Annotated in this window: 4 protein-coding genes; all 4 read left to right on the forward strand. The window is 71.2% G+C overall.

What is annotated here, in order from left to right:
- The first annotated feature begins 48 nt into the window (after positions 1-48).
- Positions 49-636, forward strand: a complete 588-nt coding sequence (locus BT364_RS20110; RefSeq protein ID WP_072486585.1) for a sigma-70 family RNA polymerase sigma factor — start codon at positions 49-51, stop codon at positions 634-636.
- An 860-nt stretch (positions 637-1,496) separates the two neighbouring features.
- The gene (locus tag BT364_RS20115) at positions 1,497-2,750 is read left to right on the forward strand and encodes an MFS transporter (protein WP_072486586.1); all 1,254 of its coding nucleotides are present in this window, start codon (positions 1,497-1,499) and stop codon (positions 2,748-2,750) included.
- Positions 2,750-6,196 (forward strand): type I polyketide synthase, encoded by a 3,447-nt coding sequence (locus BT364_RS20120; RefSeq protein WP_072486587.1) that lies wholly within the window; start codon positions 2,750-2,752, stop codon positions 6,194-6,196. The genes BT364_RS20115 and BT364_RS20120 overlap by 1 nt, the downstream gene beginning before the upstream one ends.
- A complete protein-coding gene (locus BT364_RS20125; RefSeq protein WP_072486588.1) occupies positions 6,193-13,461 on the forward strand; it encodes a non-ribosomal peptide synthetase in 7,269 nt (2,422 codons plus the stop codon). Before BT364_RS20120 ends, BT364_RS20125 begins: the two co-directional genes overlap by 4 nt.
- The last annotated feature ends 115 nt before the right edge of the window (positions 13,462-13,576 follow it).

The following is a 13,576-nucleotide window of genomic DNA, read 5'->3' on the forward strand; positions in this document are numbered from 1 at the left end:
CCCGTGGGCCGCGCCCTGTCCGGACACCCGGAAGGAACCGCAGTTCCTATGCTCCCTGCCCAAGGACATCCTGCGACGACGGAGGACGATGTCACCGCATGGGCCGTCGACGCCGCAGCCGGTGACGCCGACGCCTTCGAGCGCGTCTTCCGCGCGCTCCACAACGACGTACGGCGATACGTCACCGCTCTGGCCGACGACTCCCAGGTGGCCGACGACCTGGTGCAGGAGACCTTCCTGCGCGCCGTGAGCACGGTCCATCTCTTCCAGGGCCGCGGCTCGGCTCGCGCCTGGATGCTGACCATCGCTCGCCGAACCGTTGTCGACAGCATCCGGCGCGCTGCTTCCCGGCCTCGGCTCGCCGATACTTCCGACTGGCAGTACGTCGCGGAGTGCAGTCAGCCGCGGGACCTGCCCGGCTTCGACGAGGGAATCGCTCTGATGGCCCTCGTGGAATCACTGCCGGACGACCGTCGGGAGGCGTTCGTGCTGACACAGGTACTGGACATGCCGTACGACGACGCAGCCCGGACCAGCTCGTGCCCCGTGGGCACCATCAGGTCCCGGGTCTCACGAGCCCGCACGACGCTCTGCGCCATGCTCGACGACAGGGAGCAGCCGGCTCTGGCCTACTGACCGGGCGGGATCCCGTCGCACCTGCGACCGCTCGGGGCGCCGATCGCGCCCCGAGCGGCGATGCGTCGGCCCGTTCCCGCAGGGGCCCGCGAAGCCGCTCACAGGTGTCTCCCCCTACGGGCTGTCCCGCCGACGGAACAGCCACTCCCGGACCGGCCCATGACCAACGCGTGACCAACAGCGCCCAGGAAAAGACAGAAACACCTGGATGCAGGTCGATCCAGCGGGAAGTCCAGAACCTGCACCAGAGCCACAAAGCCCCAGGTCAGAGGGCCGTAATGCCTCAGTCCTGCCAGGGGTGGCGGCCCCGGTCGTCCTCGATTTCCCTCTATCCCACCGACTTGCACTTTTGACGTGAGCAGACCACTCGCGTGACCAACGCGCCAGCCGGTTCATCCGAGCTTCGCCGAACCGGCGCGCTGCGCCGTCCCCGAAGCCGGCTTGCGAGCCCCCTCGACTCGACGCTTTCCGCCTGGGGACATCGCGTGGCCCGGAGAGTGATGCCGGACGTCGGCACTCGCTTCCGCCGGGTTCTCACCCGCCTCCAAGTCGTTCGTGACCTCGCCGTGCCGCCGGTCGTGGATGCGGAACCGGTCGGGACACCCGTGGCGGTGCACGTCGCCGGCCCCGGTGCCCTGATCACCCGCGCGTGCCTCCACGGATCGATCGGAGCCGGGAAATGTCAGCGGCCTGGTGTGAAGCCCGTGACAGGCGGGCAAGGCTTGACGGGATTGGCAGGTACATGTGCGACCCAGTGAACTCCGCAAGGGGGATGGGGTGTTGGGAGACCGGTCCAGCGCATGAGGCTGGGGCGGCGGGCGATCGGCGCCTACTCCCCTCGTGGTTCCGAAAGGGTGTGAATGAAGCATTTCCGGCTGCTCGTTCTCGGTAACGGCGTTTCTGCGTACGGCAGCTATCTGAACATGGTCGCGCTGAACGTCTTCGTCTACGACGTCACCGGGAGCGCCCTGGCCGCAGGGCTCTTCATGGCGGTACGGCTGGGGACGAGCGTGGGGGCGGGGTTCGTGAGCGGGCGCCTCGTCTCGGCGTACGACCGCAAACGTCTGATCGTCGGCGCCGACCTCGGCCAGGCGCTGGCAATCCTGGCGCTGCTCCTGGCCCCGGAGGCCGGCCGGATCTCCTTGCTGTACTGCCTGGCCGTGGTCACCGGGGGCTGCTCGACGCTCTCGCAGGTCGCTCTGCGCAGCAGCATCCCGGAGATCGTGGGGGCCGAGAACCGGACCCGCGCCAACGGTCAGCTGGTCACCGGCCGTTCCCTCGCCATGATCGCGGGCTTCGCCTCGGCGGGTGTGGTGGTGGCGCAGCTCGGGTACACGGCGGCGTTCGTCCTGGACGCGGTCACGTTCCTGGTCTCCGCGTCGGTACTGCTGGTGCTGCCGATCCGCACGAGGGCCCGGTCCGAGGGGCCCAAGGGCGCCGAGAACGGCACCCCGAGCCCCGGTCACCGTTCCGTCCGGTTGCTGTGGGCCGGCGCGCCGGTGCTGATGGCGATGATCGCCGTGCGGGCCGTCGACGGGCTGGGATCCTCCTCGCACAACGTCGCGCTGCCCGTCTACTCCAGCCTGCTGGACCCAGATCATCCGGCCACCTTCATCAGCCAGTTCTGGGCCACGTGGGCGGTCGGCACCATCATCGCCCAGCAGGTGCTGGCCCGGCACACCCGCCGGGCCGGGCACACCTTGGGCGAGCGGGCCTTCGCGGCCGGCGCCTGCGTCATGTCAGGAGCGTTCATCGTCGTGTTCAGCGGGCTGCCCACCGTACCGGCGCTCGCCACGGCACTCGTCGCCGGAGCGGCGGACGGAGTCACCGAAGTCGTTTACGTGTCACGGCTCCAGATGGTCCCCGACGAGCAGCGCGGCCGCCTCTTCGGGCTCTCCGCCTCGGCCGAGAACGCCGGGTTCGGACTGGGAATGCTGATCAGCGGATCGCTGCTGGAGTCCCTGTCCCCGTTCCAGGTGGTCGCCTCCCTGCACGGCCTCGCCATCGTCCTGTGCCTCGCCCTGCTGACGCTGCTCGTGCTGCGCCGTTCCCCGGCCGGGCCCGACCAGGTGCGACAGCCCGGCAGCGACACCCTGCACGAAGGGCGCGGCTGATGGGCGGTGGCGGGCAGGACCCGCGCATCGCCGTGGTCGGGATGTCCTTCCGGCTGCCAGGGGCCGACACGCCGGAGGACCTGTGGCGCATCATCCGCAACGGCGAGGACCGCTTCACCCGCTTCACGAAGGACGAGCTGAAGGCCGCGGGCGTCCCCGAGGAGCTGTACCGGCGCGACGACTTCATCGGCGCCTCGGCCGTCCTGGACGACATCACCGCGTTCGATGCCCGGCACTTCGGGATGAGCGCCCGCGAGGCCCGCCTGACCGACCCCCAGCATCGCCTGTTCCTGGAGTGCGCGCAGCACGCCCTGGAGAACGCCGGCTACCCCGACGAGCGGGACGGAAAGCGGATCGGGGTCTATGCCAGCACCGGCTACCACCTGTACAACATGCAGTCCTATCTGCTCAACAACGTCCTGCCGAACGAGGACATCGCCGACTGGCTGGCCGGCATGCAGGTCCTGGTGGGCAACTACACGGACTTCAACGCGACCCGGGTCGCCTACCGGCTCGGTCTCACCGGCCCCGCCGTCAACGTACAGACGGCCTGCTCCAGTTCGCTGGTGGGTGTGCACCTGGCCGCCCAGTCCCTGCTGCTGGACGAATGCGACATCGCGCTGGCCGGCGCCAGCGCCATCCATGTCCCGCAGGTCCTCGGCTACCACTACGTCAAGGGCTCGATCCTCTCCAGGACCGGCCGGCTCCGGGCGTTCGACGCGGCCGCGAACGGGACCGTCGGCGGCACCGGTGTCGTGGCCGTCGTACTGAAACGGCTGACCCGTGCGCTCGCGGACGGCGACACCGTGCACGGCGTCATCCGTGGCTGGGGCATCTGCAACGACGGCGCCGGCAAGCAGGCGTTCGCGGCGCCCAGTGCGCGGGGCCAGCAGGAAGCCGTACGCCGGGCGCTGGACCACGCGGGCGTCGGGGCGGACACCATCGGGTATCTGGAGACCCACGGCACCGGCACCCTCAAGGGCGATCCCATCGAGCTGGAAGGGGCAGGCGCGGCGTACCGGCAGGACACGGACCGGACCGGCTACTGCGCTCTCGGAGCCGTCAAGACCAACATCGGGCACCTCGACGTGGCGTCCGGACTGGCCGGTCTCGTCAAGGCCCTGCTGGTGCTCAAGCACGGTGTGATCCCGCCGATCGGGGGCTTCAGCGATTCCAATCCGCTGCTCGGGCTGGAGGACAGCCCGTTCTACGCACCCCGTGTCCTCCAGCCGTGGCCCGAGAACGGCACCCCCCGGCGGGCGGGTGTCACGTCGCTCGGGATCGGCGGCACCAACGTCCACCTGATCCTTGAGGAAGCCCCCGAACCCGGGCCGCGTTCCGCCACCGCGGCCCCGCCGGACGTGCTTCTGGTCTCCGCGACGAGCCGGGAAGCCCTCGCCGACAACGTACGGTCCCTGCGCGACGTGCTCCGCAGGCGGACTGCTCTGCCCTTGGCGGATCTCGTCACGACCGCCGCCCTCGGGCGCTCGCACGGCCGGCACCGGATCGCGGTCCGGGCAAGCACACCGTCCGCGCTGGCCGATGCTCTCGACGCCTGGCTCTCCGGCCCCGCACCGCTCGCGACCGCCGCGGGCCCCGTGCCGCCGGGGGGCGCGCCCACCCGGGTGGTGTTCCAGTTCACCGGCCAGGGTTCCCTCCGCCCCGGAGCGGCGGCGGCCCTGTACGAACGGTTTCCCGTCGTGCGTGAGGTCCTCGACGCCTGCGAGGCGTGGCATCGCCGTCTCACCGGTGAACCGATGCTGGCCGGACTCCTCACCGAGGGGGCGGGCGCACCGGGGGCCGTCTGGTCGACAGCGACCGCGCAGCCGGCCCTGTTCGCCCTGCAGTGCGCTCTGGTCCGGCTGTGGGACGAGTCGGGCATCAGCCCCTGGGCCGTGACGGGCCACAGCGTCGGTGAGTACGCGGCGCTCTTCGCCGCCGGGGCGCTGTCGCTCGCGGACGGTCTGGAACTCAGCACGCATCGGGGCCGTCTGATGCGGGATCACTGCGTGCCGGGCGCCATGGTGGCGGTAGCACTGGAGCGGGAGTGGGCCGCAGAGCTCGCCGCCTCGCAACCCGGCCTGGAGCTCGCCGTGACCAACGGGGAACGCTCCCAGGTGCTGGCCGGTCCCGTCGCGGACGTGGACCGGATGTGCGCCGCGCTCGATGACCGGGGCACCCCGTACGAACGCCTCGCGGTGGACCGGGCCTTCCATACCGCTGCTACGGAGCCGATGCTCGACGCGTTCGCAGCGGTACTGGCGAAGACCCCCTTCACACCGGTACGGACCCGCTTCATCAGCTCTCTCGACGGCCGGACCCGTGAACCGGGCTGGATGCCGGACCCGGAGCATCTGGTCCGCCATGCCCGCGAGCCGGTGCGCTACGACGCGTCGCTGCGTGCCGTCGCAGGTGAACGGCCCGACGTGCTCCTGGAGATCGGGCCGCACACCACACTCAGCAGCCTGGCCCGCCGCTCCCTGCCCGCGGTGCGGGCGACTCCCTCCCTGCGCCGGGACACCGGACTCACAGCACTCTTCGGCGCCGCGGCGGCTCTGCACTGCGCGGGAGCGGATGTCCGCTGGGAGACGTTCCTGGCCGGCACCGGAGGGCGGCGCGTCCCGCTGCCCGGCTACCGCTTCCAGCACCGACACCACTGGATCGGGGCCCCACCCAGGCCCCGCGGCCCCATTTCCCCGGCGAGAGAGGAACGCACCATGACGGCAGAAGCGACGGAGACCAGGCACCTACTGGACAGCATCCTCGGTGTGCTCTCCAGAACCTTCGGAGAGGACCTCACCTCGGTCCCGGCCGACACCCCGTTCTTCGATCTCGGCGCGGACTCGCTCCTCATGATCAATGTGCTCCGGGAGATCGAACAGGAGCACCACGTCAAAATCACGATGCGAGAGCTGTTCGACGAGACAGGAACGCCCCGGCTTCTCGCCGAACTCGTCGCTGCGCGGCTGCCCCGACAGCCCGGAACCGCCCCCCTGCCGGCCACCGCACCCGCCACCACCGGACCGGCGTCCGAAGAGCTGCTCGCCGCACCGCCCTTCGGCCCGGCAGCGGCCACCGCGCAGCCGTCCATCCCACAGCCGTACGCGGCGGAGCCCCCCTCCGCCGATCCCTTGGCACCGGCCACCCGGCAGCCGGCCGCCCGCGCTCCTCAGCCGTTCGCCCACACACCGATGTCCGCGCAGCGCACCACACCACCCTCCCCCGGCGTACCGCCTGTCCACACCGCGTCGACCGGCGGGGCACCGCCTGTCCCACACGCCGTCGCGGACACCGGTTTCGTCACCCGGCAGGAGCTGCTGGAGCTTGCCCAACGGGTCCAGCAGCTGTCGAAGATCCAGCTCCAGGTGCTCACCCAGCTCTCCCAGTTGCTCGCGGTCCAGAGCGACTCGACGGCGACCCTGCCGAACGACGAGGTGGTCCGGTGAACGAGCAGGAGAACCTCACGGCCACCCTGGACCGGGACCTGGCCGCCATGGCCGGACTCGCACAGCGCGTCACCGAACAGATCGACGCCGGGCGAGCCATGGCCGGCAGTACGCAACAGCCTCAGGCACACGGGCCGCGCGTGGTGATCGCCCCCGATGCCGGCATGGTCCGCTCCACCTCACCCCGCACTCAGCAAGAACACCTCGACGACCTCGTACGCCGGTACACGGCGCGGACGGCGGCCTCCAGACAACTCGCCCAGCGCCACCGTCGAAGACTCGCCGACAGCAGAGCGGTCGTCGGATTCCGCAAGTCGACCAAGGAGATGCTCTATCCCGTGGCGGCCCGTCGCGCGGAAGGCGCGCGGATCGAGGACATCGACGGCAACAGCTACACCGACATCACCATGGGCTTCGGGGTGCTCCTCTTCGGCCACGAGCCCGGCTTCGTCCGGGAAGCCGTACGCGAACACCTCTCCCGAGGCATCCGGCTCGGCCCCCGCAGTGTCGAGACGGGCGGGGCCGCCGAGCTGCTGTGCGAACTGACCGGGATGGAACGGGTGGCCTTCGCCAACTCCGGTACGGAGGCCAACGCGGCGGCGATCCGTCTCGCCCGTGCCGCCACCGGCCGCGACCGGATCGTCACCTTCCAGGGTTCCTACCACGGTCATGCCGACCAGGTGCTGGGCCGGCCGGCCGGCCACGGTGCCCAGGAGGGGACCGTGCCCGTCTCCCGGGGCATCCCGCACAGTGCCGTCTCCGAGCTGACCGTCCTCGAATACGGCAGTGAGGAGGCCCTTCGCGCGATCGAACGGGACGCGGCGCGGATCGCGGTGGTCGTCGTCGAACCGGTGCAGAGCAGGCATCCCTCGCTCCAGCCGGCCGCGTTCGTCCGCAGGCTGCGCGAACTGACCGCCCGTCACGGCATCGTGTTGATGTTCGACGAGATGCTGACCGGATTCCGTCCCGCTCTCCGTGGCGCGCAGGAGCTCTACGGTGTCACCCCGGATCTCGCCACCTACGGCAAGCTCCTCGGCGGCGGATTCCCCATCGGCGCGGTCGCCGGCCGCTCCGACATCATGGACGGGATCGACGGCGGCTACTGGACCTACGGGGACGACAGCGGTCCGACCGCCGACACCACCTTCTTCGGCGGCACCTACCTGCAGCATCCCGTGTCGATGACCGCTGCGCTCGCCGTGCTCACCCATCTGAAGGAACACAGTCCGCACCTGCAGGAACGGCTCAACGCCCGGACGACCGAACTGGCCACCGGGCTCAACGACTTCTTCGAGGCCGAGGAGTTCCCCCTGCGGATGGGCTGGTTCGGCTCCCAGTTCCGCTTCGAGCACCGCGCCGACATGGAGCTCCTCTACTACCACCTGATGCTGCGGGGCGTGCATGTATGGGAGTGGCGCAACTTCTTCCTCTCCACGGCTCACACCGACGGCGACATCGAGCACGTGGCCGACGCCGTGCGGGGGTCGCTGAGGGACCTGCGGAAGGCCGGCTTCTTCCGCACCGGCGGAGCCCCGTCCCGTACCCGGAGGCCCGCTCCCGGCCAGGCAGCCGTCACACCGGCGGCTGCCTGGCCGGTCCCGCCGGCCGAAGCCGTGGTCGAAGCGGTGGCCGATGCGCCCCCCGTTCCCGTAGCCGCCCCGGATTCCGCGGCGCACACGACGCCGCGCCGCGCGGACTTCAGCCTCTACTTCTTCGGCGACTACCCGGACGACGGCCCCGGCCCGAAGGAGGGCCGCTACGAACTGCTCATGGAGGCGGCCCGGTTCGCCGACCGCCACGGGTTCGAGGCGCTGTGGATGCCCGAACGGCACTTCAACTCGTTCGGCGGCCTCTTCCCGAACCCCGCCGTCCTGGTCGCAGCGCTGTCCCGGGAGACCCGGCGCATCCGCCTCAACGCCGGCTCGGTCGTGCTCCCGCTGCACGACCCGATCCGGGTGGCGGAGGAGTGGTCCATGGCGGACAACCTCTCCGGCGGACGCGTCGGCCTCGGTGTCGCGAGCGGATGGAACGCCAACGACTTCGTCTTCTTCCCCGAGCGCTTCGGGCCGCACAAGCAGGAGATGTACGACCGGCTGGAACAGGTGCGGAGCCTCTGGCGGGGCGAGACACTGCGCCGCACCACCGGGGACGGCGAACGGGAGATCCGGCTCTTCCCGCGACCCGTCCAGACGATGCCGCCGCTCTGCACGGCGGTGGTCGCCAACCCTGAGTCGTACGAACGCGCCGCCGCGCACGACCTGGGCATCGTGACCAACCTGATGACCCAGGACATCGACCAGCTCAGGGACAACATCGCCCGCTACCGCCGGGCCCGGGCGCGGCACGGCCTGGACCCGGACGCCGGGCGGGTCGCCGTCCTGCTGCACACCTACCTCTCCGAGGACCACGAGACCGCCCGGGCCGAGGCCTTCGCGCCGATGGCCCGCTACATGCAGGCCTCCCTGTCCCTGTTCAGCGGCGTCACCAACAGTCTCGGTGTCACCACCGACCTGAGATCGCTCAGCGAGGACGACCTGGACGTGGTCTTCCGCCGCGCCTACGGCCGCTACTGCGACCAACGGGCCCTGATCGGCGATGTGGACACCGTCCTGCCCGTGGTCGAGGCGGTGGTCGACGCGGGCGCGGACGAGATCGTCGCGCTGGTCGACTTCGGCGTCTCCGCGGACCAACTGCGCGCCGGCCTCCCCCGGCTGGACGCCCTCCGCCGCCGGCACCGGGAGCGACAGACACCCGCCCCGGGTGCGCCCTTGTCCCCGGGCCAGGAGCGGATCTGGTTCCTGGAACGCCTGCTCCCGGAACGCACCGCTTACAACGAGGTGAAGGCGATCCGCCTGCGCGGTGCGCTCGACACCGAGGCGCTGCACACCGCGCTGCGTCGGCTCGTCGCCCGCCACGAAGGGCTGCGCACCGTCTTCCGGCAGGCCGGCGATTCGGCGGTCCAGCTGGTGCGGGAGGCCGCCGAGCCCGACTTCGGCGTGGTGGACGGCACACTTCGGGCCGAGGCCGCCGTACAGGAGGCACTGGCGACGGAGAGCACCCGCCGCTTCGACCTGGAGAACGGCCCGCTGTTCGTCAGCAGGGTCGTGCGTACCGCAGTCGACGAGCACGTGCTGGTCCTGTCCTTCCACCACATCGTGGTCGACGCGGCCTCGGCGACCGTCCTGTGCCGGGACCTCTCCGCCTTCTACCGGGCGGAGCGCGACGGCACGGAGGCCGGTCTGCCCGCACTGACCTGGAGCTACGCCCGGCACGCACGGGAACAGCGCGCGGCGGCGGACGGCCCCGACACCGCGCAGGACCTGGCCCACTGGCTGCGCGTGCTCGGCGGTGACCTGCCGGTCCTCGAACTGCCCACCGACCGCCCCCGGCCGGCGGAGATGACCTCCGAAGGCCGCGCCGTCTTCCGCTCCCTCGACCCCGGCCTGTCCGAACAGGTCAGGCAGCTGAGCCGCGGCCACCGCGCCACCCTGTTCATGACCCTGGTGGCCGGCTGGGCGGCGATGCTGCAACGGGTCACGGGGCAGGAGGACATCGTCATCGGCATCCCGGTCTCGGACCGGCCGCAGCGGGCCGAGGAGCTGATCGGCTTCTTCGTCAACACCCTCGCTCTGCGGGTCGACCTCGCCGGCGATCCCGGGTTCGCGACGCTGCTGGACCGGGTGCGTACCGCCGCACTCGACGCCTACGACCACGCGGGGACACCGTTCGAGAAGGTGGTGCGCGTGCTCGCTCCGCCACGCAGGACGGACCGCACGCCGGTGTTCCAGGTGTGCGCCGAGTTCCAGTCGGCGGAGCCGTTCCGCCTCGACCTCCCCGGCATCGAGGCAGTCGCACTGGACGCGGGCCCCGACAAGGCGCTGACCGACCTGACGGTCTACTTCACCGACCGGCCGGAGGGCGTTCGCTGTCATCTGGAGTACAACGCGGAGCTGTTCGAGCCGGGCACCATCGACATGTTCTTCACGGTCTTCCGCGACCTTCTGGCCGCCGCCGTCGGCAAGCCCGGCACACCGCTGTCCCTGCTCGCGCGTGCGGCGGTCGAGGGTGACGAGGTGCCGGAGAGCTGGGAACACGGCCCGGTCCGGCCGGTCGCGGACACCACCGTGCACGACTGGATCGCCCGGCAGGCGGCAGAGCACCCCGCGCGGACCGCGGTGGTGGGCGAGGACGCCGTTCTGACCTACCGGGAGCTGGACGAGCGCGCCGGCCGGCTCGCCGCCGTGCTCGCGGAACACCGGGCGGACGGTGACCAGGAATCCTTGGTGGCGGTGTGGCTGCCACGCTCCGCGGAACTCGTCGTGGCGCTGCTCGCCGTGCTGCGGGCCGGTTGCGCGTATGTGCCGCTCGACCCGTCGCTCGGTGCCGTCCGCGCCACGCAGGTGATCGCCGAGAGCGGCGCCCGCACGGTGATCAGCGGCGCTGACGGATCGGAGGACCTGCGGCTGCCCGGATCGGTGACCGTCGTCGCGCCGGACGCCGCCCCGACGGGAGACCCTGGGGCAGGCAGCCGGCCGGCAAGCGACACCGGGGGCTCGTCCCCTTTCTCCGCATGCTCCGTCATCTACACCTCGGGCAGTACCGGCACGCCCAAGGGTGTCGTGCTCACACACCGCGGCCTCGTGGACCTCTGCCAGTGGCACCACGAACGCTTCGCGTTCACCGGCGACGACCGGAGTGCCGTCGTGTGCAGCCAGAGCTTCGACGCCTCCCTCCTGGAGATCTGGCCGGCGCTGACGGCGGGCGGCACGATCGTCGTGGCCGGTGAGCCGATCCGCCGCGATCCACTCGCCCTGGCCCGGTGGTACGCGGACCAGGACATCGCCTTCAGCGTCCTGCCGACGGCCCTGGGCGAACAGGTGCTGCGCCTGCCGGTGGCCGATCAGCCCCCGCTGCGCCATCTGCTGCTGGGCGGCGAGGCGCTCCGGAGCCGCCCCCGGCCCGAGGCACCCTACGAGACGCTGAACATCTACGGCCCGACGGAGACGACCGTGCTGTGCGTCGTCGACACGGTCTCGCCCGGGGCCGACGGGCCTGTCCCGGACGAGGGAGCGGACGTGATCGCGATCGGGCGTCCGGCCGACAACGTGACCCTGCGCGTGGTGGACGCGTCGGACAAGCCGGTGCCCATCGGCGCGGTGGGGGAGCTCTTCGTCGGCGGTCCGGGGGTGGCCGCGGGCTACCTGCACCGGCCGGACCTCACCGAGGGGAGGTTCGCGGCCGCCCCGGAGGCCGGGGCGGAGGCCCGCTACTACCGCACGGGTGATCTGGTCCGCTGGACGGCGGACGGGCGACTCGTGTTCGTGGGCCGTACCGACGACCAGGTGAAGATCCGCGGATTCCGGATCGAGCCGGAGGAGGTGGCGCAGGTGCTGGGCCGTCTCGACGGTGTCCGCCGGGCGGCCGTCGTCGGCCGGCGCCGTGCGAACGGCGAGGCCTTCCTGGCCGCCTATGTGGTACCCACCGAGCCGGGCTGCGACAGCACGGCGGAGCAACGGTCCCGCACGGACCGGTGGGCCGAAGAGCTGAGCCACCACCTGCCGGAGTACATGGTGCCGCGCGCCTGGCGGGTCCTCACCGAACTGCCACTGACCGGTAACGGCAAGGTGGACCGGACGCAGCTCCCGTCGGCCGATCCCTTCCTCCCGGCTGACGGAGAGGGGGCCCGCCGGGCCGACGGCCCGTCGCCGGAGGCCGGACCCCTCACCGCGGTGGAGAACGGACTCCGTGATCTCTGGGCGGCCGAGTTCGGCCTCACCCCGTCAGGCATCGATCAGGATGTCTCTCTCTTCGACCTGGGCGGACATTCGCTCACCACGATGAGGCTGGTCAACCGGATCAGAGAGGCGTGGGGCATCGAATACCCGCTTTCGCGCCTCTACCAGGAGCCCACGCTGCGCGCCATGACGGAGTTCGTGCACGGCGCCGGATCGAGAAGGGTCGTCCGCCGAGGCCCGGCCAGCCATCAGCAGTCGCGCTTCGCCTCCCTGCACTCCCGCCACGCCAAGCCGCAGGTCTTCAACGTCGCCCTGCGGATCACCTTCTCCGGCCGGCTGGACCCCGGATCGCTCCACACCGCACTCCAGCAACTGACAGAACGTCATGAAGCGCTGCGTACCCGCCTGGTACGGGAGGGCCTCAGCTCCTGGCGGCAGGAAGTGCTCGAATCCCGCCCCCTTGACCTGCCCGTCGACGACCTCACCTCACGGCCGGAGCCGGAACGGCAGGCCCAGGTGCGACGGCTCGCCGAGCAGGCGACGGAGACACCGCTCGACCTCTTCGAGGGGGACGTACTCTCCACCCGCCTGCTGCGCACCGGCGCCGAGGAGTGGGTGCTGCTGCTCGTGATGCACCACTGCACCTGCGACGGGTGGGCCCTGACCACGCTGCTGAAGGAACTCGCCGCGCTCTACCGTACGGCTGTCACCGGAACCGGCCACGGCCTGTCACCCGCAGCGCCACAGCAGGTGGAGTACGCGCACTGGCAGGTCGCTCACGAGGCGGCGACCGGTGGGCGCCGCACGGACTACTGGCTGGAGGAACTCGCCGACGCCCCCTTCACGGTGGATCTGCCGCTGGACCGGCCGAGGCCCGACACACTCAGCGGGCGGGGCGGAGTCGTCGAATTCACCGTGCCCGCCGAGATCCGGGCCGATGTGGAACGGCTGGCCGTCCGGCGGGCGACCACGCCCTTCGTGGTGACCGCGGCGGCGCTCGGCCGACTGCTGGCGGCGAAGGCGGAGCAGGAGGACGTGGTGATGAACATCTCCTACGCGGGTCGGGAAAGCCGCGAGTTCGAGTCCCTGGTGGGCTGCACGGCCATCGGGTTCGCCCTGCGGGTCCGTGACGCGCGCGCTGGTTCCTTCGCGGCGCTGACGGACCGCGTCACCCGTACGACGGTCCTGGGCATGGAGCACGCCATGCCGCCGCGCCGGGTAGCACCGGCGATGCGGGAGCGCAGGGGCGTCGACATTCCGGACGGCCTGGCCATCGGCCTGGCCTACGAGAGTTCGCTGGACACCGGGATCGAACTGCCGGGACTCACCACCACGGTGGCGGAGATCGCCCCGGCCGCGTCCCGGTCGGAGTTCATCATGGTGCTGACCCCGGCCGGGGACGTTCTGAGGGGTGCCGTGGAGTACTCGGCCGACCTGTGGGACCGGGCGACGGTCGAGACGTGGACACGGGAGTACGTGCGGCTGCTGCGGGACAAGGTCAGGGAGGCGCTCGCCGACGGTACGAGCTGACCCCGGGGTGCCCCGGCACGACGGGGGGGCACGCATGTCCAGCGCATCCGACCCGCGTGCGCTTGCCGGGCAACCGACCCATCGGTTGGTCACGTGGCCAACGCGTGACCAACCG

It is taken from the genome of Streptomyces atratus (assembly GCF_900119365.1).
GTDB classification, from domain to species: domain Bacteria; phylum Actinomycetota; class Actinomycetes; order Streptomycetales; family Streptomycetaceae; genus Streptomyces; species Streptomyces atratus_B.